This is a genomic window from Pseudomonas kurunegalensis, assembly GCF_030291635.1.
In the GTDB taxonomy this organism is placed as follows: Bacteria; Pseudomonadota; Gammaproteobacteria; order Pseudomonadales; family Pseudomonadaceae; genus Aquipseudomonas; species Aquipseudomonas monteilii.
The window spans coordinates 5,960,290-5,982,315 of the sequence record NZ_CP127871.1; the positions used below are offsets into that span (position 1 = coordinate 5,960,290).

Genomic DNA, 22,026 nt, shown 5'->3' on the forward strand with positions numbered 1-22,026 from the left:
CAGGGGAATGCGATCCCTTGTAGGAGCGGCCTTGTGTCGCGATGGGCCGCACAGCGGCCCCCTTGGACCTTACAAGTCGAAATCGCCCGCCGCTTCCGGCTGGTATTCCACTTCCAGCAGCTTCAGCTTGAGGGTTTTACCCCCCGGTGCCGGCCAGTCGATCTGCTCGCCCACCGACAGCCCCAGCAGCGCGCAACCAATCGGCGCCAGGATCGAAACCTTGCCTTCCGGCCCTGCATCCTTCGGGTACACCAGGGTCAGGTGGTAGTCCTTGCCACTGGCTTCCTCACGGCAGTGCACGCGGGAATTCATGGTCACCACGCCTGCCGGCACTTCCTCGTGACCGACCACCTGCTCGGCGCGGTCCAGCTCGTCCTGCAGGGCGAGCACACCCGGCGTACTCTCGTCGAGGCTGTCGATCAGACGCTCCAGACGCTGTACGTCCAATCGGGTGAGGATGAGGGAAGGTTTGGTGCTCATGATCCAGTCAGACTCCTTTGAACAGGCAGTTTTCAATGTGCAGATAAAGCAAAACCCCGCCCAAGGGCGGGGTTTGAGAAGGCTTTGGCGTCACCGACGCAGAACCCGACACTACCACAGCCGGGTAAATACTCAAGCCCCTGCGCTCAGTGTGCCTTAGCCTGCTCGCGCAAGACCTGGGCTTCGCGGCAAATCTGCCGGCGCCGTTCATCATCGGCCGAGCGCCACTCGCGGATGTGCTCGACATGCCGGTGACAACCGGTGCACACCCGCTGTTCATCCAGCCGGCATACGCTGATGCACGGCGATGGCACCGCCGGGCTGATGTTGCTATAGAGCGGCTTGGGCGGCCGGGCCTGGGCACTGCTCATGTCAGATCTCGTCGAAGTCCAGCTTCTCGCCGGCCCGCTCCCAGACAATGCGCTCGAGCATTTCGCCCAGCAGCTCTTCGCTCTTCTCGCACACCCACTTCTTGCTCTCTTCGTCGTAGTCGAAGTGGAAGCCACCGGAACGGTCGGCCAGCCACAGCTGACGCAGTGGCTCCTGGCGGCTGAAGATCAGCTGGGCGCCGCCTTCGAACTTGACGGTGAGGACACCGGCGGAGTTCTCCATGTCCAGGTCCAGGCCGCTCTCGTCGAACAGGTCTTCCAGGGCCTGTTGGGTCGCGTCGACCAGATCATGGAAACGCGCTTCACTCAAACTCATTGCAGGAACCTCGAAATTGGCTGCGTTACAGGCAAGCCGGGCAAGATACGGGCGCAAAGCGCCAGCTGCAAGCTGCTAGCTTCAAGCGGCAAGAAAAAGCTCAGCCTACACCTGACAGCCTTTTCTTGCCGCTTGAAGCTTAGAACTTGCAGCTTTCTGCTGCTCCGCCCGGCGGACCGGCCCTTGCATAGGCAAGCCGCCGGTCGCTCGGTATACTCGGGCGCAATACTGCATTTTTCTAAGGATTTCACCCATGAAGCGCCTGATTTCCTCCTTCGCGGCGCTGGTCGCTGTTGCCTGCCTCGTTTCTGCCTGCGGCCAGAAGGGCCCGCTGTATCTGCCTGAAGACGGCGATAACGGCAAAGCGCACAAAGCACATCAGCACCAGCCAAAAGCCAAGCCGGCCCCGGTACAAGAACAGCAGCCCGAGCTGCAGTCCGAGCCCGAGCAGTCGCCTGCGCAGTAAGGAAACCAGATGAACGCTTTCAACTACCGCGACGGTGAGCTGTTCGCGGAGGGCGTGGCCCTGTCGGCCATCGCCGAACAGTTCGGCACCCCGACCTACGTGTATTCGCGCGCCCACATCGAGGCCCAGTACCGCAGCTACACCGACGCCCTGCAAGGCGCCGAGCACTTGGTGTGTTTCGCGGTCAAGGCCAACTCCAACCTGGGCGTGCTGAACGTACTGGCGCGCCTGGGCGCAGGCTTCGACATCGTCTCCGGCGGTGAGCTGGAGCGCGTGCTGGCCGCTGGCGGGCGCGCTGACCGCGTGGTGTTCTCCGGCGTTGGCAAAACCCGCGAAGACATGCGCCGCGCTCTGGAAGTAGGCGTGCACTGCTTCAACGTCGAATCCACCGACGAGCTGGAGCGCCTGCAAGTGGTGGCCGCCGAGATGGGCAAGGTGGCCCCGGTGTCGCTGCGGGTCAACCCGGACGTCGACGCCGGCACCCACCCGTACATTTCCACCGGCCTTAAAGAAAACAAGTTCGGCATCGCCATTGCCGACGCCGAGGCCATCTACGTGCGCGCCGCGCAGTTGCCGAACCTGGAAGTGGTCGGTGTCGACTGCCACATCGGCTCGCAGCTGACCACCGTGGAGCCGTTCCTCGACGCCCTCGACCGCCTGCTGGTGCTGGTCGACCGCCTGGCCGAATGCGGCATCCACCTGCGCCACCTGGACCTGGGCGGCGGTGTGGGCGTGCGTTATCGCGATGAACAGCCGCCGCTGGTGGCCGACTACATCAAGGCCATCCGCGAACGCGTAGGCACGCGCGACCTGGCCCTGGTGTTCGAGCCGGGCCGCTACATCGTGGCCAATGCTGGCGTGCTGCTGACCCGCGTGGAATACCTCAAGCACACCGAGCACAAAGATTTCGCCATCATCGATGCGGCCATGAACGACCTGATCCGCCCGGCCCTGTACCAGGCCTGGATGGGTGTCAGTGCGGTCAAACCACGCGCCGGTGAAGGCCGTGCCTACGACCTGGTCGGCCCGATCTGCGAGACCGGCGACTTCCTGGGCAAGGACCGTGTACTGAACCTGGCCGAAGGTGACCTGCTGGCCGTACAGTCCGCGGGCGCCTATGGTTTTGTCATGAGCTCCAACTACAACACCCGTGGCCGTTGCGCTGAAATCCTGGTCGACGGCGACCAGGCGTTCGAAGTACGCCGCCGCGAGACCATCGCCGAACTGTACGCTGGCGAAAGCCTGCTGCCGGAGTAAGCCCATGCTGCTGCGTTTTACCAAGATGCATGGGCTGGGCAACGACTTCATGGTCCTCGACCTGGTCAGCCAGCACGCGCACATCCAGCCCAAGCACGCCAAGCAATGGGGTGACCGCCACACCGGCATCGGCTTCGATCAGTTGCTGATCGTCGAAGCGCCGAACAACCCGGAAGTGGACTTCCGCTACCGCATCTTCAACGCCGACGGCTCCGAAGTAGAGCAGTGCGGCAATGGTGCCCGTTGCTTCGCCCGTTTCGTGCTGGACAAGCGCCTGACCGCGAAAAAACGCATTCGGGTGGAAACCAAGAGCGGCATCATCGTGCTGGACGTGCAGAACGACGGCCAGGTGAGTGTCGACATGGGCCCACCGCGCTTCATCCCTGCCGAAATCCCCTTCGTCGCTGACGCGCAAGCACAGAACTACCCACTGGAAGTCGACGGCCAGCTGCATTCGATTGCCGCCGTTTCCATGGGTAACCCGCATGCCGTACTGCGCGTCGACGACGTGCACACTGCCCCCGTGCATGAGCTGGGCCCGAAGATCGAAAACCACCCACGCTTCCCGCAGCGGGTGAATGCCGGCTTCATCCAGGTCATCGACCGCCACCGCGCCAACCTGCGCGTGTGGGAGCGCGGCGCGGGCGAAACCCAGGCCTGCGGCACCGGCGCCTGCGCCGCAGCCGTGGCGGCAATCAGCCAAGGCTGGATGGACTCCCCGGTGTCCCTCGACCTGCCCGGCGGCCGCCTGCACATCGAATGGGCCGGCCCCGGCAAGCCCGTGCTGATGACCGGCCCGGCCGTACGCGTCTACGAAGGACAGGTTCGTCTCTAAGCGAGTAACCGCCATGACCGATCAGCCCCAGGTTGTACCCCAGCAGTCCGCCGAGCTTGATGCCGAAGCGGTGGTCGCCTACCTGCGCGCCCACCCCACCTTCTTCGCCGAGCACGACGAGCTGCTGATCGAGCAGCGCATCCCGCACCAGCGTGGCGACAGCGTTTCGCTGGTGGAGCGCCAGCTGAAGCTGCTGCGTGACCGCAACATCGAGATGCGCCATCGCCTGTCACAACTGATGGACGTGGCCCGCGACAACGACCGGTTGTTCGACAAGACCCGCCGGCTGATCCTGGACCTGCTCGATGCCGGCAGCCTGGAAGAAGTGGTGATGGCCGTCGAGGACAGCCTGCGCCAGGAGTTCCAGGTGCCCTTCGTCAGCCTGATCCTGTTCGGCGACAACGTCGCGCCAGTCGGACGCTGGGTCAGCAACACTGAGGCGCAACAAGCCATCGGTGCCCTGCTGGGTGGCGGCAAGACGGTCAGTGGCAACCTGCGCGAGCACGAGCTGGCCTTCCTGTTCGGGGAGGAACAGCGCCGGGAAGTGGGCTCCAGCGCCGTGGCCACCCTTGAGTACCAAGGGCTGCATGGGGTGCTGGCAATCGGCAGCCGCGACCCGCAACACTACAAAAGCAGCGTCGGCACCCTGTTCCTCGGCTACATTGCCGAGGTGCTGGGCCGCGTTGTGCCACGCGTGACCCAAACCCTGCGCCCGGTACGCTGATGGAGCGCCAACTGGAGGCTTATTGCGCACACCTGCGCAACGAGCGCCAGGTGTCGGAGCACACCCTGCTGGGCTACCGTCGCGACCTGAACAAGGTCATGGCCTACTGCGAGGAGCACGGCATTGCCGACTGGCAAACGCTGCAGATCCAGCCGTTGCGCCAGCTGATCGCCCGCCTGCACCACCACGGCCAGTCTTCGCGCAGCCTGGCACGGCTACTTTCGGCAGTACGCGGCCTGTACCGCTACCTCATCCGCGAAGGCCTGTGCCAGCACGATCCGGCTTCCGGCCTGAGCGCACCCAAAGGTGAGCGACGGCTGCCCAAGGTGCTGGACACCGACCGCGCCCAGCAGCTGCTCGATGGCGGCGTCGACGATGACTTCTTCGCCCGCCGTGACCACGCCATCCTGGAACTGCTCTACTCGTCGGGCCTGCGCCTGTCCGAGCTGACCAACCTCGACCTCGATCACCTCGACCTCGCCGCCGGTCTGGTACAGGTGCTAGGCAAAGGCGGCAAGGCACGCGTGCTGCCGGTGGGCCGCAAGGCCCGCGAGGCGTTGCAGGCCTGGTATCGCCTGCGCGGCATCGGTAACCCGCGCGATCGCGCGGTGTTCATCACCCGCCAGGGCAACCGCATCAGCCCCCGGGACGTTCGGCGAAGGGTGAAGGCAGCCGGCGAACGCGAGCTGGGCCAGCACCTGCACCCTCACATGCTTCGCCATTCCTTCGCCAGCCATATACTGGAGTCGTCTCAGGACCTGCGCGCGGTGCAAGAGCTGCTCGGCCATGCCGACATCAGCACCACCCAGATCTACACCCACCTGGACTTCCAGCACTTGGCCGCGGTGTACGATAGCGCCCACCCTCGGGCCAAACGCAGCAAAGGCACAGACTCATGAGCATCAAGCTGATCACCTTCGACCTTGACGACACCCTGTGGGACACCGCGCCGGTCATCGCCAGTGCAGAAGTCGTGCTGCGCGACTGGCTGGAAGCCAACGCCCCGATCCTGGGCGGTGTGCCGGTAGAGCACCTGTTTGCCATCCGCGAGCGCCTGGTGCAGGCCGAGCCCGGCCTCAAGCACCGCATCAGCGCCCTGCGCCGGCGGGTGCTGTTCCATGCCCTGGAAGAGGTCGGCTACAGCGAAAAACATGCGCAGGAGCTGGCCAATGAAGGCTTTGAAGTGTTCCTGCATGCCCGCCACCAGGTGGAGATCTTCCCCGAGGTGCAGCCGGTGCTGGAGATCCTGCGCCATCAGTACACCCTGGGTGTGGTTACCAACGGCAACGCCGACGTAAGCCGGCTGGGGCTGGCGGACTACTTCCGCTTTGCCCTGTGCGCCGAGGACCTTGGCATCGGCAAGCCAGACCCGGCCCCGTTCCTGGAGGCCCTGCGCCGGGGTGAGGTGGACGCCAGCGCAGCGGTGCACATCGGCGACCACCCTGGCGATGACATTGCCGGCGCCCAACGCGCCGGGTTACGGGCGGTGTGGTTCAACCCGCAGGGTAAGCCCTGGGCGGGCGAACAGGCGCCGGATGCCGAGATCCAGCGGCTTTCGCAGCTGCCCGACGTCCTTTCGCGCTGGCGCTGACAGGGGCCGCCTCGATATTTTTGGTGGTGCTGATATCGAGCGCCGCCCGCGCGGCGCATCGCGAGCAAGCTCGCTCCTACATCTGTTTCGGACCAATTTTTCCTGTGGGATTTGTGCGCGGACGCCTTGGCGCATGGCTCGATATCGCGTCGTACAAACAAGGCGGTCGCGCGCGTCTATCATAGGCGTTACTGGCCCGAAACAAACGTAGGAGCGAGCTTGCTCGCGATGCGCCGCGCGGGCGGCGCTCGATCTCACTGGCAATGAAAATCTCTCGCCAAACACCCAAAAAAAAGCCCGCAGCGACGGCGGGCTTTTTGCGATCAGCCACTCAGATAGGGCGGCTGCCGTACTTGTTGTCCGGCTTCTTGGGCGGGTCGGCGACCACGTTGGCCTCGACTTCCTGCACCTTGCCACCGCGAGAAAGGAATTCTTCCATCGCCTTGGCCAGGGCATCACGCTCTTTCTGCTTGGCTTCCATGCTCGGCATCTCGTCTACCGAGACCGCCGCCTTGGATTTGCCCTTGGCAGTGGGTGCCGGGCTGCTGTCGTCATCGCCAGCGTCTTCGGCGCCGTCGTCAGCTGCCGCTTCGAGGCCTTCATCACCCTCGTCTTCGTCGCCTACTTCGAGGTCGTCGTTTTCCAGATCGTCGTCGCTCATGTTCTACCTCATGACTTGCGAAAAGCAGGTTAGTTATAGACCAGTGCAGCCGTAGACCGGCAGCCACCAGTGAAAATTCAACTGGCCGTGGGTTAGGCCACTGCCCTTGGGTCGGCGCTCCTGATGGGAGGCGGCACCCAGCAGGTCCTGCTCCTGGCAGGACCTGACAAAATCCATAAGCCCCTGCTGGCCACACGCTATTGGCAAGCCTAGCAAAGGCTGGAGAAGTGTGTGGACTACTCGTAAAACACCCTTCGGCGCGCATTCTAGCGCGCCCGTGGAAAAAGCAAAGCTCCATAAATGCCCTACGACTTGTAAGTTTTCTACCTACGTCGCGAACGTGATGGATAAACCGTTTGCCGTGCGGGAAATGCTAAAAATCTGGCAAAAAAATGCCCGGCAAGCCGGGCAAGTTTTTACCGCGTCGCAGTTACAGGTTGTAGCCGCGTTCGTTGTGTTGAGCCAGGTCGAGACCGACCGACTCTTCTTCTTCGTTGACCCGCAGGCCCATCACCACATCCAGCACCTTGAGGATCACGTAGGTGACGATGGCGGTGTAGACCACGGTGAAGATCACGCCCTTGGCCTGGATCCAGACCTGCATGCCGATGTCGGTGACGGTACCGAAGCCGCCCAGCGCCGGGGCTGCGAACACACCGGTGAGAATGGCACCGATGATGCCGCCGATACCGTGCACGCCGAAGGCGTCCAGCGAGTCGTCATAACCCAGCTTGCGCTTGAGGGTAGTCGCGCAGAAGTAGCAGATCACACCCGAAGCCAGGCCGATCACCAGGGCGCCCATCGGGCCCACGGTGCCTGCAGCCGGGGTGATGGCGACCAGGCCGGCAACCACACCCGAGGCAATGCCCAGGGCACTTGGCTTACCGTGGCCGATCCACTCGGCGAACATCCAGCCCAGTGCAGCAGCGGCAGTGGCGATCTGGGTAACCAGCATGGCCATGCCGGCGGTGCCGTTGGCGGCAGCGGCGGAGCCTGCGTTGAAGCCGAACCAGCCGATCCACAGCATGGCCGCGCCCATCAGGGTGTAACCCAGGTTGTGCGGGGCCATCGGGGTGGTCGGGTAGCCCTTGCGCTTGCCCAGCACCAGACAGCAGACCAGGCCTGCGATACCGGCGTTGATGTGCACCACGGTGCCGCCCGCGAAGTCCAGTACACCCCAGTCCCACATCAGTGCACCGTCACCGCTCCACACCATGTGCGCGATCGGCGCGTACACCAGGGTGAACCAGATGCCCATGAACACCAGCATCGCGGAGAACTTCATGCGCTCGGCGAAGGCCCCCACGATCAGCGCCGGGGTGATGATGGCGAAGGTCATCTGGAAGGTGATGAACACCGCCTCAGGGAACAGCGCGGTGGCCGACGTCAGGTTCTCGGGCGTGACGCCACTGAGGAAGGCCTTGGAGAAGCCGCCGACGAAGGAGTTGAAGTTGAGCACGCCCTTTTCCATACCGGTGGTATCGAAGGCCATGCTGTAGCCGTAAACGACCCAGAGAATGCTCATCAGGCCGGTGATAGCAAAACACTGCATCATCACCGACAGCACGTTCTTGGAACGCACCATACCGCCATAGAACAGGGCCAGGCCCGGAATGGTCATGAACAGCACCAGCGCCGTTGCGGTCAGCATCCAGGCGGTGTCGCCGGAGTTCAGCGCTGGGGCAGCTTCCTCTGCCAGGGCAAGCCCGGGCATTACGAGGGACAATAGGGCTCCTAGCCCTGCGATCTTACGCAGAGTCATGTTGTTTTCTCCTGGGGCTTTGGGTTTGGTGAGGCTTTGTTGCTGCTTAGATCGCGTCGGTATCGGTTTCGCCGGTACGGATACGGATCGCCTGCTCCAGATTCACCACGAAAATCTTGCCGTCACCAATCTTGCCGGTGTTGGCTGCCTTGGTGATGGCTTCGATTACCCGATCAAGGTCCTTGTCATCGATGGCGACATCGATCTTCACCTTGGGCAGGAAATCGACCACATATTCAGCACCGCGATACAGCTCGGTGTGGCCCTTCTGGCGACCGAAACCTTTGACTTCGGTGACGGTGATGCCCTGCACGCCGATTTCCGACAGCGACTCGCGCACGTCGTCCAGCTTGAACGGCTTGATGATGGCTGTGACTAGCTTCATGAAACTCTCTCCCGATTTGGTGGACTTGCCCCAGGAAAACAAACCCGTCTCAAGTCTAAGCGCAGCGGTTGGCTTTGTAACGCGTCGTCGGCATCCGGCTCCGCGTGCGCACTGCCTGGTCACAAGGAACTGCATCAGTGCATGGCTCGTACAGGTCTTTGCAGAAACCTTGCCAGTTCCGGCAAAGCACCGGAAAACAGTGGGTTATGCAAATCAGTCGGGATTGGCCAGTCGCCAGTATGGAAAACATGCACAATTTCGGTGCGTACCAGCAGGGCGCGCTGCGCGAAAAACGTGCAGGCGTGTGGTCCCAAGCCGTGTAATGGCCCGTGCTACACTGCCGGCCATTCTCAGTTTCAGTGGACAGCCCCATGCTCGCGCCAAAAGCCCTTCTCGATGCCCTGAGCGACCAGGCCTCGCGCCTGTTCAGCAGCGATACCGCCCAGCCCCGCGCAGAACTGGAAAGCCAGTTCAAGGTGCTGATGCAAGGTGCCTTCAGCAAGCTGGACCTGGTCAGCCGTGACGAATTCGACAGCCAGATGGTCGTGCTGGCGCGCACCCGCGCCCGCCTTGAGGCCTTGGAAAAGCAAGTCGCCGAGCTGGAAGCACGGCTGAACCCAACCCCACAGGATGAATGAATGCAGCCCTCCAGCACCTACCCGGTACTGCTGTTTTCCTACGGCACCTTGCAGGACAAGGCCGTGCAACTGGCCAATTTCGGCCGTGAGCTGAGCGGCCAGGCCGATCGCATGCCGGGCTACCGACAGGACTGGGTCGAGATCACCGACCCGGCCGTGCTGGCAGCCAGTGGCAAGTCGCATCACCCGATCGTTTCCCCCAGCAACCAGGCCGACGACAGCGTGGCCGGCATGGTCTTCCAGATCAGCGAAGCAGAGTTGGCGGCGGCGGACCGCTATGAAGTCGCCGACTACAAGCGCGTTGCCGTCACCCTAGCCTCGGGCCTGACCGCCTGGGTTTATGTACGCGCCTGAATCCCTCGGGCGCGGGTCGTTACACGGAGCGTTTCCCATGAAAGTCAGTGCACGCAATGTTTTCGAAGGCGAAGTCACCAAGGTTCAGCCCGGTGCGGTCAATGCCGAAGTCGAACTGACCCTGGGTGGCGGTGAAAAGCTGGTGGCAGTGGTCACCATGGCCAGCCTGCATAACCTCAGCATCAACGTCGGCAAAGACGCCGTAGCGCTGGTCAAGGCGCCTTGGGTGGTGCTACTGACCGACGCTGCCGGCTACAAGCTGTCGGCCCGTAACGCACTGGAAGGTGAAGTGGTGCGGGTTGGCGATGGTGCCGTGAATGCCGAGGTGGTGCTGAAGCTGTCCGGCGGCACCGAGGTGTATGCCATCGTGACCCGCGAAGCCGTGCAGGAGTTGGGCCTGGCACCGGGTGTGAAGGCCACTGCGCTGATCAAGGCCTCGCACATCATTCTTGGCGCCAAACCCTGAGCTTGAAGGTTAACCTGTGGGCGCGGGCATGCCCGCTCCCACAAGGATTCGAGCAAGCCTGTGCTAGCTCGCACAGAGCTGTTTCGGCGGCAACTCGCTGGCATGCAAGGTGCCGCGAAACAGGGCCGCACCACACTGGGTAACCAAGGTTTTCACCCGGTTGTGTGAATTGAGTATCTCGGCCTGGATATCCTCGATGGCCGAATCCCCTGGCTGCAAAGCGGCCGCACGGTTGGCCCATTCGATGGCGGCAAAACGGCTCTGCTTGCGGGTGCCGCGCCCCTGCATCCAGGCCAGCCCCAGTTCGGCGCTGGCACGCCCGGCAATCCACGGGTCCGGGTGCTCGACCAGGCTCGACAGGTAGGCGACCGCTTCGGCCCGTTCCTGCGTTTCGCCAAACTGGCGCAACAGAATCCCCAGGTGCAAGCGCGCGCGTGCATTGGTTTGTGCATTGCCCAGCGCGTCGACCAGCAGGCGCCTGACGGCCAGCATGGCACTGCGCTCGTTGAGGTCCTCATCACCCTCCATGCGCAAGCAGGCCAGGTTGTACTTGGCTTGCCGGCTGCCTGTTTCCACCGCACGCAGCAGCCAGTGCTCTGCCGCCTCGTCATCCAGATAGTGCGCCGGAGTGTTGCTCAGCCCGCCGCTGTGCAGCTCGTACAGTCCCAGGGCAGCCCCCGGCAGGTTCAGCTCGGCACAGCGTTCATACAGGTAACAGGCCAGCTCATGCCGGTTGGCAGCCCACAGCAGCCGCGCCGCCCCAAGCACCTCGAGGCCCGATACCTGGCCCGCGTGCTGGAGTTTCACTGCCACCTGCGACCATACCCTTGCCTGCTCGGCCGAGCGCGGCATCCCCCAGAGGCCGAAACGATGCCCGACAGCGCGCAGTGCACAGGCGCCAGCATGTGAGCGACCTTCACACAGGCGCTCGATGGCGGTGCTCAACAGCTGTTGTTCATCTGCCATGCCATCGCGCAGTATCAGCTCGACCAGACCGCGAAACGGCACGCCCATGGCGCGGATTGCGCCGTGATCGGCGTTGCACGCAAAGCTCGCCGTAAAGTCGCGCATACCACCGACAAGGTCCTGCAAGGCACTGCTGCGCAGCGCGGCTCGCCAAGCCAACACGACAGCGCGCTCCCTGGGCCTTAGCGGGCGTTGCAACCAGGCGTCGAACAGCTGCTGCCAATCCGCGACGGCCTGCAACTGGTCGCCATGGGGCAGTTTCAGCCGGTCTTCGACGGCCATCCAGCGCAACGCATTACGCAACGCTTCGTCCCACGCCTCGCACAACGGTCCATTGGCCAATAGCTCCAGCGCATCGAAGCTGGCGCCCCAACGGGGCAGCAAGTATTCGGCGAGGGCCTGGATCGCTTCGAAGCAACCCGGGCGGGCAACCAACGCATGGCGCAGCCAGTAATAGCGGGGGGCTTCGTTCTCGTGATCGACCCGCCTGCTCAGGCATGCCGGCAATGCCAGTGGCAATTCGGCCAGGGGCAGCAGCCCATGCTTCACCAGCAGTGGGGCCGCAGCCTCCTGCACCTCCACATCGGTATGGGCACTGGGCCTGTAGCGGGCGGGCTGCCCCTGGAACAGTTCGACCAACCAGCCGGGCTCGCGCAATTGCGCACTGATGCGCAGCATACCAATGGCCGCTGCCACAGGCTGGGCAGAACGGTCCATGGCGCGTAGCAAGTGCGCCGTCGCGCGTTCACACATCTGCTCGACGGCCAGCACGCGTGCCGCGTTGCTTTGGCCGCCGCCCTGCACCTGACAGGCGCGGTGGAAGCAATGCAGGCCCATTACCACCTGCGGGTGGTAGGCCTTGGGGCAGGCATCGATCCAGGCTTTGAGCACCTGGCTCAGCGCCCTGTCGCCCTGGCTGCCCAGGTCGACCAGCATGTGCCCCTCGAGGGCCGCCATGTAGGCGGGAAACTCGCCCGGCGGGGCTTGGTGCCATTGCGCCTCGAGGCTGTCGAAAAAGCGGGTGAGTTCTATGAATGAATTGGCCTGCACCAGTTCGCGGATAACCTGGCGCGTGCGGGCGAGCGTTTGCACGGAGCAATACCTCAAGTCCATTTGAAAGAAGCCGCAGTGCCATCCCATGGCAACGGCAGTTGCCCAACAACACTAAGCCATCGCGGGCACCTGCGCAAAGGCAATTGGATCCATTCTTGCCAATCTGCCTGAAAATACAGGGAAAGTCCCTGCCCTGAAAAACCATGACGCACACTTCTTGCGCCACCCAGGCACGGCGCTGGCTATCCTTGGCCCAGCCGCAGGAAGCGGCCCTTTCCAGCGACAACGGAGCGTCCATGTCCCTAGCCCTCGTCCATAGCCGTGCCCAGGTGGGTGTGCAGGCACCGGCAGTCAGCGTCGAAACCCACCTGGCCAATGGCCTGCCCCATCTCACCCTGGTCGGTTTGCCGGAAACCACCGTCAAGGAAAGCAAGGACCGGGTGCGCAGCGCCATCGTCAACTCCGGGCTGAACTACCCGCAGCGGCGCATTACCCAGAACCTCGCCCCTGCCGACCTGCCCAAGGATGGCGGACGTTACGACCTGGCCATTGCCTTGGGCATCCTGGCTGCCGACGGCCAGGTGCCGGTTGCCACCCTCGCCGAGGTCGAATGCCTGGGCGAACTGGCGCTGTCGGGCAAGCTGCGCCCGGTGCAGGGCGTGCTACCCGCGGCACTGGCGGCGCGAGAGGCAGGCCGGGCGCTGGTGGTACCACGGGAAAATGCCGAGGAAGCCAGCCTGGCGGGTGGACTGGTGGTGTATGCAGTGGGGCACCTGCTGGAGCTGGTGGCCCACCTGAATGGCCAGGTGCCGCTGCCACCATACGCTGCCAATGGCCTGATCCTGCATCAACGCCCCTACCCGGACCTGAGCGAAGTGCAGGGCCAACTGGCAGCCAAACGGGCTTTGCTACTGGCAGCGGCCGGGGCACATAACCTGTTGTTCACAGGCCCTCCGGGCACCGGCAAGACCTTGCTCGCCAGCCGCCTGCCCGGGCTGCTGCCGCCACTGGACGAGCACGAGGCGCTGGAAGTAGCGGCCATTCAGTCGGTCAGCGGGCATGCACCGCTTAATAGCTGGCCACAACGGCCTTTTCGCCATCCTCACCATTCCGCCTCCGGCCCGGCACTGGTTGGGGGCAGCAGCCGGCCGCAACCGGGCGAAATCACCCTGGCCCACCATGGCGTGCTGTTTCTCGATGAACTGCCAGAGTTCGAACGGCGCGTGCTGGAAGTGCTGCGCGAGCCGCTGGAGTCGGGCGAAATCGTGATTGCCCGGGCCCGCGACAAGGTGCGCTTCCCGGCACGCTTTCAGCTGGTGGCCGCCATGAACCCCTGCCCTTGCGGCTACCTGGGCGACCCCACAGGCCGCTGCCGGTGCAGCACCGAGCAGATCGCACGGTACCGCAACAAGCTCTCCGGGCCGCTGCTGGACCGTATCGACCTGCACCTGACCGTGGCCCGCGAAAGCACCACGCTCAACAACCAGCCCTGCGGCGAGACCAGTGCCGATGTGGCCGTCAGGGTGGCTGAAGCACGAGAATTGCAGCACCGGCGACAAGGGTGCGCAAATGCGTTTCTCAACCTCGAGGGTTTGCGCCGCCACTGTGAGCTGACAGCAGCAGACCAGGCCTGGCTGGAGAGTGCCTGTGAGCGATTGACCTTATCGTTGCGGGCGGCACACCGCTTGTTGAAGGTGGCACGAACGTTGGCAGACCTGGAGGGTTGCGAGGCGATTGGCCGGGCTCATCTGGCCGAGGCCCTGCAGTACCGGCCGGGGAGCAGTTAGCCGGACGGCCAGGGTGTGGCGATCACAAATGAAAAGGGCCGGCCCTTTGGCCAGCCCGGTTGCTGTGCGCCGGCGGAATCAGGCAACTTTGGGTTTAACGGTAATATCAATTTCCAGGTTTGCGCTGGCCAGCAGGTTCACCAGGGCGTCGAGGGAAAACTTGTCGATTTTCCCGTTCAGCAGCTCGCTCAAGCGAGGCTGAGTGATGTGCAGTCGTCTTGCCGCTTCTTTTTGCGGCAAGTCCCAGGATCGGACGGTCCGTGTCATTATGCGCATCAGTTGTGAGCGCAGCCGAAGGTTCTCGGCTTCTTCTGGCGAGTCAACCAACGCATCCCACACAGAGCTAGTGCGTTCGTTTGCCATTATCTACACCCTCAATAAATTCATCAGTCCAGCGACTTGTAACGGGCCTTGGCCAAGTCGATATCACACTTTTCCGTCTTTTCTGTGGTCTTGCGGAACGCATGCAGGACGTAAATTGCTTCCGGCCGGCTCACTACCTACAAGGGTTGATAGGGTGATCCCTCATTCGTCCCGGGCCAGATAGGGTAAAAATATATCTGTTTCGATATAGGCTCAAGCGAGCTAATGGGAGAGTTCGATTTCGATATATGACAGAAACAGGCCCTCCGGGCCGCTCGGTTGGGCCGCAAAGCGGCCCCAAATTCCATCAGCCAACCCGATTTCGCCAGAAAAAGCCGGAAACTGAATACGCTCCAGGCCCAGTCAGCGCCAACCCGCCGTAAAGCGCCACCAGCAACCAGGCAAATTGCCCCTGCTCCAGCGTCCAGTCCGGGTGCACCACCACCAGCGCCGCCAGCAACACTGCCAGCACCGGCAGGCAAGACCAGCGCGCGGCAACACCCAAAAGCAGCAACAGCGGGCAAACCACCTCGGCAAAAACCGCCAGCCCCAAGGTCAGCGGTGCGCCCAACCCGAATGGGTCCTCGATACGCTGCAATTCCCCGCTCCAGTTCAGCAGCTTGGGTAGCCCATGGATAAACAGCAGTAGCAAGGCGGCCATTACCCGCATGAACAGCAGGCCGATGGCGGTCAGGATTGGGGACTGAAGGTCGCGGAAGATGTTCAGGCGGGGCATGGCAAGAGGCTCGCTAATCGTTCAACCCGGCGAGCATTGCCCAGCAGCAAACAGATTGATTGCGCAGGTGTGCTGAATTTGATGTCAATGCTACTGGCCTCTTCGCGGTTAAACCCGCGAAAGGGCCAGCACAGGCAGCACATCATTGCCCGCCAGCCAATGCCTCTTCAACCACCCTCAGCAGCACCTCTTCAGAAAAGGGCTTGCCCAGGCAGGCCAGCGCACCAAGGCTCATTGCCGCATGCACCGCGTCATCATCCCAATGCGCCGACATGCAGATCACCGGCAACCGCCACTGCTGCCGGGCCAGCTCACGCTGCACCGCCAGCCCGCTCATTCCGGGCATTTTCAGGTCGAGCAGCACACAGCCCGCCTGCCGCGCCAGCTCCGAACCCAGGAATACGTCCCCCGCAGCAAACGACAACGTCTCGAACCCGGCCGAACGCAGCAGGTTGGCCAGGCTTTTGCGCACCGAAGCATCGTCGTCGACGATGCACACCCATCTGCTCATGCGCCGGCCAGGCCCTCTACCCGCGCCCCGATGACGTTGTGCATGGCCACCAGTTCCACCAGCGAGCGGGACTGCATCTTGTTCATGATGTTTTTCTTGTGCACCTTGGTCGTCACTTCGCTGGTGCCGATCTGCCTGGCGATCTGCTTGTGCGACAGGCCATCGACCACCAGCGAGAACACCTGGCGCTCACGCTGGGTCAGGCGTTGGTACTTTGCCTCGACCTGCCGCGCATGGTGCCATTTGCGCCCATCGACCACAGCCCGGGTGCGCACGGCCTGCAGCAGCGTCAGCAACTGGTCTTCATCAAACGGCTTGGTCAGGAACTCCACTGCCCCCGCACGCATGGCCTGCACCGTCATCGGGATGGTGCCGAAACCGGTCATGAAGACGATCGGCCAAGGCAGCCCCAGCTGGCGGAGGGTGTGCTGCACCTCAAGGCCAGTGGTATCGGGCAGGTGCATGTCGAGCAGCAGGCAGGCGCAGGGGGTTTCCAGACGGGCTTCGAACAACGCCTCGGCACTGGCGAACAAATGATGCGGAATATCCTGCGAACGCAGCAGGCGGCCCAGTGCCGTACGCACCGACGGGTCATCGTCCACCACCAGCACCGGTACGTTCGCACTGTCTTCCAAGGGCTCAAACATGTCGGCACCGGCACCCAGCAGCAAGTGGCCCGGCGCCTGGCAAGGGACATCAAGACTTATCTCGGCAGCCAGGCGGTAGCCCCGGCGGGATACGGTCTGAATCAGCCCACGATCGCCAAAGGCCTTGCGCAGCAAGGACACCTGCACCTGCAGGTTGTTGTCCTCGACCACCGTGCCGGCCCACACCTGGCTGAACAGTTCGTCCTTGCCGACCACCCGGCCCTTGGCCTTGATCAACGTGGCCAACACCTCGAATGCGCGGCCACCCAACAGGATCGGCTTGCCGTCGAGAAACACTTCTCGCCGCTCCAGCGACACTTGGGCATTGCCTATTCGGATCATGGCTTCCTCACGCGGGCACGGGCGTTTACGCAGCCCCGGGCAGGCTAGGACAGCGTACGCGTTCACACAATTATCCCGAGGGATAGGTTGCCCCAAGGACTATACAAAAGCCCGTCTGCCCGCAGGGTGCGATAACGGACAACAGCGTGCCCGTTCCTGCCAGGCAGGCTACAAGCCGCATCCTTACTGGGCCCGCTGCGTATACTCGCGCCTCAGGATGTCGCTAGCAGGGGGTGCTTTATGCTCGATGAACGCCTTGCCCACAGGCCCATCGAATACGACCAGTCGGTCGACGAGGGCTGGCTGAACCGGTGCGACATCAGCGCGCTGGGCCAGGAAGGCGAGCTCAGCTACTTTCGCCTGCGCGACCCGGCCACCCATCAGGCCTGGATCGCCGTACGCGCCCCGCTCGAGGCCCCCGCCGCCTGTCAGCGCCTGGAAAGAGACTACCGCCTGCAACTGGACCCGCAGTGGGCGGTGATCCCGTCTGCGTTCGTGCGTTCGGCCGAAGGCCCGCTGCTGGTGTACCCGGCTGGCCACTCAATCGCCGACCTGATCGCCGAAGGCCCCGCAGCCCTGACGCCATTTCTCGACATCGCGGTAAATGCGGCCAATGCCTTGGCACAGGCTCACGCACGCAATGTGCTGCATGGCGCGCTACAGCCCGAGTACGTGTGCCTGTACGCCAACCAGCGGGTGCGGCTAGGCTGTTTTCGCGCCGACCTGGCGGAACTGATTGGCGAACAAGGCGCCCCGCTCGGCAACTGGTCGTACCTGGCACCGGAACAGGTCTGCCCGCACGGCAGCAGCAGCGACCAGCGCAGTGACGTCTATGCCCTGGGTGCGATCCTGTACCAGTTGCTGCTGGGTGAACTGCCGCTGGCAGGGCGAGACACCCAGCACTGGCGCCAGCTGCATGCCGGCGTGCAGCCAAGGGCGGCCTGCGAAGTGGACAGCAACGTGCCACAGCCGCTCAGCCGGGTGCTGGCCAAGGCGCTGGCCAAGGAGCCCGACGCCCGCTATCAGAGTGCGCGCGCCCTGGCGGTAGACCTGGCCCACTGCCAGCGGCAGTGGGCCGCCAGCAAGACGATTCAGGGCTTCGAGCCAGGCTGCGCCGACCCCGTCACGCCTGGCCGCGAACGCCTGTATGGCCGCTGCGCCGAACAGAAGGCCATCGCCCTGCTGCTCAAGGCCCTGCGCCGCGACAGCAAGCCGCAAGCCCTGTTCATCAACGGCGCCACCGGCATGGGCAAGTCGACTCTGGTCGAGGCAACACTCAAGGCCAACGCCCAGGGTTACTGGGCCATCGGCAAGTGCAACGGCGTTGCCCAAACCGTGCCCTACGCACCCTGGGTCGACATTCTCGGTGCGCTGACCACCCAGTTGCTGGCCAAGAACAGCCAGGCCCTCGACAGCCTGCGCCGCGAGATCCTGCGCCGCATCAAAGGCCATGGCCGGCTGCTCGGCAAGCTGGCACCAGACCTGCAACTGATCCTTGGCCCCTTGCCCGAGTTGCCGGCCAAGCCCACGCGCCTGGCACTGCAAAAGGAGCTACGGGCGATCGTCGAGTTCTTGCAGGTGTTCAGCCGCCCCGGCCAGCCGCTGGTGCTGTTCTTCGATGACCTGCAGTGGGCCGACGACGCGAGCCAGCAACTGTTGACGCAACTGCTGGCTCACGCACCCGGCAACCTGCTGTTGATCGTCGCCCGGCGCAATGATGCGCCAGCCAGCAGTACCCCCCTTGCCCTACCCGCAACGGTGCGCAGCACCACGCTGAACCTGCGGCCTCTGGCCGTGGGCGCGGTGTCCGAGCTGATCGGCGAGCGCTACCACATCGGCCCCGAGGAGGCATTGCCGGTGGCCGTGCTGGTGCACGACAAGACGGCGGGCAACCCGTTCTTCATCCATCAGATCCTCCGGGCCATGGTCGAGGACCAGCTGTTCACCTTCGACACCCAGGCCATGCGCTGGTCATGGTGCCTGAAGGCCGTGGCCCGCCACCGCTATTCCGATAATGTCGCCGACCTGATGATCCACCGCCTGGCCCGCCTGCCGATGCCGCAGCGCGACCTGCTGCGGGTGGCCAGCGCGGCGGGCAGCCGCTGCGATGAGCGCTTGCTTCAGCAGGTCCTTGCCCAGGCGCCTGGCGAACCGTTGAAAGCCTTGATTGGCGCGGGTTTCCTGCAACAGGGCCAGAACGGCCTGGGCTTTGCCCATGAGCGGGTGATGGAAGCCGCGTACGCGCTCACGCCCATACGCGAGCGCACCCAACTGCATGCACGTATTGCCCTGGCCATGCGACAGGCCTGGCCACGCCACCTGCACGAAGCACTGTTCGAGCTCGCCAGCCAGCTGCAACGCGCCAGCCCATGCGGGTTTGCAGCGGATGACTGCGAAGCGTTCCTGCAGCTTTTGCGTGAAGCAGCAGCACGCGCACGCGACGGTGGCGCGTTCGAGCAGACCGCAGGCTACCTGCACACCGCCGAGCAGCTTCTGCAGCACGGTGCCACGCTGGAAAGCCGCGCCACGCATGGCTTTGCCATCGTCTGCATGGCGACAGAGTGCGACATGCAACTGTCGCGAATGATCGCAGCCGAAGCCCGGATCACCGAATGCCGCCAGCGCGCCCGTTCGACGCTGGACCAGGCGCGGGTGTGCCGCCTGCAGGCACTGCTGCATACCTTGCGCGGCGACTATCAGGCGGCCATCGACAGCGCCATATCCGGCCTGGACTTGCTGGGTATAAGCCCGGTACGGGGCATCGACTGGCAACAGGTCGAGGCGAGTCATGCCCATGTGCAGGCCTTGATCGAACAGAAAGGGCGGCACTGCCTGGAGTCGCTGCAGCGCACCGATTCGGAAGAAGTGACGGTTGCCATCAGCCTGCTGGCCACCCTGTCGTCATCGTTTTTCGTCAAGGACGACATCTGCTTCCTGCACCTGGCCAAGCTCATGGAGCTGTCGCTGCTGCACGGTGCTGCCCCCGGCAGCACTTATGGCATGGCCTGGTACGGGGTGATGATTGCCGAGCGTTTCGGCGCTTACCATGATGGCCACGCCTGCTGCCTGGCCGCACTCAAGCTGATTGAACGGCACGGCTTCGACGCTGACCTGACCAGCGCGCTGCTGGCCCTGGACCAGGTCAGCGCCTGGACCTCGCCCATGGAGTTCGCCCGCCGTACCGCGCTGGATGCGGTCGATTCAGGGCGCCTGAGCGGCGACCTGGCGATGAGCTGCTACGCCTGCAACCACCTGGTTTCCGACTCGCTGTTCATGGGCCGTTACCTGCCAGACGTGGTCGAGGAACTGGCGCAAGGCCTGGCCACCGTACGTCGCTACGGTTACCGCGACGTCGAGCAGATCCTGCTAGCCCAGCAAGCGTTCGTCACCCGCTTGAGCGGCACGCCCTGCCCAGCCTCGGCCACCGCCTCGAAGTCGCCCACGACGCGGTTCTTCCAGTACCTGTTCGCCGGCATGTGCGACTTCTACCTGGGCAATATCCCACAGGCCATGCGCAACCTGGCACTGGCCGCAGACAACACCTGGGCAGTACCGGCGCACATCAACCTGGCCGACTTTCACCTGTTCCGCGGCCTGGCCTTGGGCAGCCCCGAGGCCGTTGGCAGCGTTGCCGACAAGCTGCGCGAGCTGCAGGCCCTGCGCGAGCGCTTCGGCCGCTGGGCCGGTTTCAACCCGGCCACCTTCCGCAACAAGCTGTTGCTGATCGAAGGCGTGATCGCCAAGCTCGAAGGCGACGGCCTGACCGCCATCCGCTGCTTCGACCAGGCGCAGATCGCCGCCGCCGCTGCCGGCTTCATCCACGAACAGGCCCTGGCCCATGAACAGCTGGCCGAGGTGTGTATCCCCAGCGGCCTGATTTCCGGTGCCAACCTGCACCTGCGCATTGCCCGCGACTGTTTCCATATCTGGGGGGCGACCGGCAAGGTGCATCAGCTGGAGGCATTGCACCCCTTCTTGCGCACCCAACCGATCCAGGAAGCCTGCCACACCGACCACCAGGCCAAGCTGGACCTGGAAGCCGGCATAGAAGCGGCGCGCGCGTTGTCCGAAGAAGTACTGCTCGAAGGCCTGATCGAAACCCTGATGGGCCACCTGACCCAGCATTCAGGTGCCGACCATGGCGCGCTGCTGATCGTCAGCGGTGCCGAATTCCAGATGGCTGCCCTCGCCTACATCGACGATGCCGGGCTGCACGTGAGCATGGACAACTGCCAGAAGTTCATGACCCAGGCACCACTGTCGGTGATCAACGCCACGATGCGCACCCGCAAGCCACTGGTGCTCAACGATGCCCAAAGCGACTGTCCCGAAGCCTTTCGCCATGAGCTGCAGGCGCGCAATGCCCGTTCGGTGCTGTGCCTGCCGCTGGTGATCCAGGGCGTACTGATCGGCCTGGTGTACCTGGAAAACCGCCTGGTGCCCAACCTGTTCGGCAGCCAGCGCCTGGCCATGCTGGAGATCCTCGCCTCGCAGGCGGCGGTGTCGCTGCAAACCGCCAAGTTCTATACGCGCCTGGCCGAAGACAACCAGAGCCGCGCGCAGATGGAGGCCGAGCTGCGCCGCTCTCGTGCGGAGCTGGCCCGCAGTGCGCACCTGCAGGTGATGAACGAGCTGTCGGCGTCCATCGCCCACGAGATCAGCCAGCCGTTACTGGGGATTGCCTCCAACGCCGCCGCCAGCCTGCGCTGGCTCAAACGCGCCAAGCCCGACCTGGAAGAGGCGATTGCCGGCCTGGAAGACATCCGCAACGACAGCGAGCGTGCGGCCAACATCGTGCGCGCGCTGCGTTCGCTGGCCAAGCAATCGCCGGTGCAGCTCAAGGCCGTGAAGCTGGATGAGCTGATCCGTGAGGTCGTGCGCCTGACCTCGGCCGATGCCGCCAAGGGCACGGTGGACGTGCAGACACGGTTGCAGGCAGGGGTGAGTGTGATGGCCGACCCGGTGCAGTTGCAGCAATTGGTGTACAACCTGATCAACAACGGGCTGGAGGCGCTGGCGGGGTATCGCGGTGACGGGGTGCTGCGGATTGCTTCGGCTGTCGTCGGGGATGCGGTGGAGATTTGCGTGGACGACAACGGGCCGGGGATCGCGCCCGAGGAGCGGGAGCAGGTGTTCGGGGCGTTCTACACCACCAAGAGCGGTGGTATGGGGATGGGGCTGGCGATCTGCAATTCGGTGGTGCAGGCCCATGGTGGGGAGCTGCAGGCACTGGCATCCGAGCTGGGTGGTTGCCGGATTCGCTTCACTCTGCCTGTGAGTCCTTAATAGCCTGTACC

General features: G+C 63.8%; 22 protein-coding genes and 1 pseudogene. 11 read left to right on the forward strand and 12 right to left on the reverse strand.

Annotated features, from left to right (window positions below; translation table 11 throughout):
• Positions 1-69 precede the first annotated feature (69 nt).
• The 3 genes from rnk to cyaY all read right to left on the reverse strand — a co-directional run bounded on the left by rnk (position 70) and on the right by cyaY (position 1,185).
• On the reverse strand, positions 70-480 hold the full coding sequence (gene rnk / locus QQ992_RS27125) for a nucleoside diphosphate kinase regulator (RefSeq protein WP_016712630.1): 411 nt from the start codon (positions 478-480) through the stop codon (positions 70-72).
• 146 nt (positions 481-626) lie between these two features.
• A complete protein-coding gene (locus QQ992_RS27130) occupies positions 627-851 on the reverse strand; it encodes a DUF1289 domain-containing protein (RefSeq protein WP_019096501.1) in 225 nt (74 codons plus the stop codon).
• A gap of 1 nt (position 852) precedes the next feature.
• A complete protein-coding gene (gene cyaY / locus QQ992_RS27135; RefSeq protein ID WP_016712632.1) occupies positions 853-1,185 on the reverse strand; it encodes an iron donor protein CyaY in 333 nt (110 codons plus the stop codon).
• A gap of 253 nt (positions 1,186-1,438) precedes the next feature.
• Between cyaY and lptM the strand changes: the two genes are divergently transcribed.
• The 6 genes from lptM to QQ992_RS27165 are packed head-to-tail and all read left to right on the forward strand — an operon-like array spanning position 1,439 to position 6,058.
• Positions 1,439-1,651: an LPS translocon maturation chaperone LptM gene (gene lptM / locus QQ992_RS27140; RefSeq protein ID WP_016712633.1), complete on the forward strand. Its 213-nt coding sequence runs from the start codon at positions 1,439-1,441 to the stop codon at positions 1,649-1,651.
• Positions 1,652-1,660: 9 nt separating this feature from the next.
• Positions 1,661-2,908, forward strand: coding sequence for a diaminopimelate decarboxylase (gene lysA / locus QQ992_RS27145; RefSeq protein WP_060498160.1), 1,248 nt, complete (start codon positions 1,661-1,663; stop codon positions 2,906-2,908).
• Positions 2,909-2,912: 4 nt separating this feature from the next.
• Entirely contained in the window at positions 2,913-3,743 is an 831-nt protein-coding gene (gene dapF / locus QQ992_RS27150) for a diaminopimelate epimerase (protein ID WP_286111727.1), read from the forward strand.
• 13 nt (positions 3,744-3,756) lie between these two features.
• Entirely contained in the window at positions 3,757-4,467 is a 711-nt protein-coding gene (locus QQ992_RS27155) for a DUF484 family protein (RefSeq protein WP_286111728.1), read from the forward strand.
• A complete protein-coding gene (gene xerC, locus QQ992_RS27160) occupies positions 4,467-5,366 on the forward strand; it encodes a tyrosine recombinase XerC (RefSeq protein ID WP_286111730.1) in 900 nt (299 codons plus the stop codon). Before QQ992_RS27155 ends, xerC begins: the two co-directional genes overlap by 1 nt.
• Positions 5,363-6,058 (forward strand): HAD family hydrolase, encoded by a 696-nt coding sequence (locus tag QQ992_RS27165; protein WP_286111731.1) that lies wholly within the window; start codon positions 5,363-5,365, stop codon positions 6,056-6,058. Before xerC ends, QQ992_RS27165 begins: the two co-directional genes overlap by 4 nt.
• Positions 6,059-6,389: 331 nt before the next feature.
• Here QQ992_RS27165 and sutA read toward each other — a convergent pair whose 3' ends face one another.
• The 3 genes from sutA to glnK all read right to left on the reverse strand — a co-directional run bounded on the left by sutA (position 6,390) and on the right by glnK (position 8,866).
• Positions 6,390-6,719: a dormancy-specific transcriptional regulator SutA gene (sutA, locus tag QQ992_RS27170; protein ID WP_105947199.1), complete on the reverse strand. Its 330-nt coding sequence runs from the start codon at positions 6,717-6,719 to the stop codon at positions 6,390-6,392.
• A gap of 430 nt (positions 6,720-7,149) precedes the next feature.
• Positions 7,150-8,481, reverse strand: coding sequence for an ammonium transporter (locus QQ992_RS27175; RefSeq protein ID WP_016712640.1), 1,332 nt, complete (start codon positions 8,479-8,481; stop codon positions 7,150-7,152).
• A 46-nt stretch (positions 8,482-8,527) separates the two neighbouring features.
• Positions 8,528-8,866, reverse strand: coding sequence for a P-II family nitrogen regulator (gene glnK / locus QQ992_RS27180; protein WP_002555808.1), 339 nt, complete (start codon positions 8,864-8,866; stop codon positions 8,528-8,530).
• Positions 8,867-9,237: 371 nt separating this feature from the next.
• Here glnK and QQ992_RS27185 point away from each other — a divergent pair, with 371 nt between their 5' ends.
• Genes QQ992_RS27185 through QQ992_RS27195 form a run of 3 tightly spaced genes read left to right on the forward strand, consistent with a single transcriptional unit; the run spans position 9,238 to position 10,324 of the window.
• A complete protein-coding gene (locus QQ992_RS27185) occupies positions 9,238-9,504 on the forward strand; it encodes an accessory factor UbiK family protein (protein ID WP_258654351.1) in 267 nt (88 codons plus the stop codon).
• A complete protein-coding gene (locus QQ992_RS27190; RefSeq protein WP_286111732.1) occupies positions 9,505-9,858 on the forward strand; it encodes a gamma-glutamylcyclotransferase family protein in 354 nt (117 codons plus the stop codon).
• Positions 9,859-9,895: 37 nt separating this feature from the next.
• On the forward strand, positions 9,896-10,324 hold the full coding sequence (locus tag QQ992_RS27195; RefSeq protein ID WP_286111733.1) for a TOBE domain-containing protein: 429 nt from the start codon (positions 9,896-9,898) through the stop codon (positions 10,322-10,324).
• Between the two features lie 63 nt (positions 10,325-10,387).
• On the opposite strand, the gene QQ992_RS27200 is transcribed toward QQ992_RS27195, so the two are convergent.
• The gene (locus tag QQ992_RS27200; RefSeq protein WP_286111734.1) at positions 10,388-12,382 is read right to left on the reverse strand and encodes a DUF4034 domain-containing protein; all 1,995 of its coding nucleotides are present in this window, start codon (positions 12,380-12,382) and stop codon (positions 10,388-10,390) included.
• 257 nt (positions 12,383-12,639) lie between these two features.
• On the opposite strand from QQ992_RS27200, the gene QQ992_RS27205 reads away from it, so the two are divergent.
• On the forward strand, positions 12,640-14,130 hold the full coding sequence (locus QQ992_RS27205; protein ID WP_286111735.1) for a YifB family Mg chelatase-like AAA ATPase: 1,491 nt from the start codon (positions 12,640-12,642) through the stop codon (positions 14,128-14,130).
• A gap of 78 nt (positions 14,131-14,208) precedes the next feature.
• Here the strand turns inward: QQ992_RS27205 and QQ992_RS27210 are convergent, their stop codons facing one another.
• From QQ992_RS27210 to QQ992_RS27230, 5 genes and pseudogenes are all read right to left on the reverse strand, one after another.
• Positions 14,209-14,493: a helix-turn-helix domain-containing protein gene (locus QQ992_RS27210; RefSeq protein WP_286111737.1), complete on the reverse strand. Its 285-nt coding sequence runs from the start codon at positions 14,491-14,493 to the stop codon at positions 14,209-14,211.
• Positions 14,494-14,516: 23 nt separating this feature from the next.
• A pseudogene (locus QQ992_RS27215) lies at positions 14,517-14,630 on the reverse strand (type II toxin-antitoxin system RelE/ParE family toxin); the annotation flags it as partial.
• 170 nt (positions 14,631-14,800) lie between these two features.
• A complete protein-coding gene (locus QQ992_RS27220; RefSeq protein WP_286111738.1) occupies positions 14,801-15,229 on the reverse strand; it encodes a DoxX family protein in 429 nt (142 codons plus the stop codon).
• 142 nt (positions 15,230-15,371) lie between these two features.
• Positions 15,372-15,740 carry a response regulator transcription factor gene (locus QQ992_RS27225; RefSeq protein WP_286111739.1) on the reverse strand — a complete coding sequence of 123 codons (369 nt, stop codon included), beginning with the start codon at positions 15,738-15,740 and terminating at the stop codon, positions 15,372-15,374.
• Positions 15,737-16,729 (reverse strand): response regulator, encoded by a 993-nt coding sequence (locus tag QQ992_RS27230; RefSeq protein ID WP_286111740.1) that lies wholly within the window; start codon positions 16,727-16,729, stop codon positions 15,737-15,739. Before QQ992_RS27230 ends, QQ992_RS27225 begins: the two co-directional genes overlap by 4 nt.
• Before the next feature lie 240 nt (positions 16,730-16,969).
• On the opposite strand from QQ992_RS27230, the gene QQ992_RS27235 reads away from it, so the two are divergent.
• Positions 16,970-22,015 carry an ATP-binding sensor histidine kinase gene (locus QQ992_RS27235; RefSeq protein WP_286111741.1) on the forward strand — a complete coding sequence of 1,682 codons (5,046 nt, stop codon included), beginning with the start codon at positions 16,970-16,972 and terminating at the stop codon, positions 22,013-22,015.
• Positions 22,016-22,026: the final 11 nt, after the last annotated feature.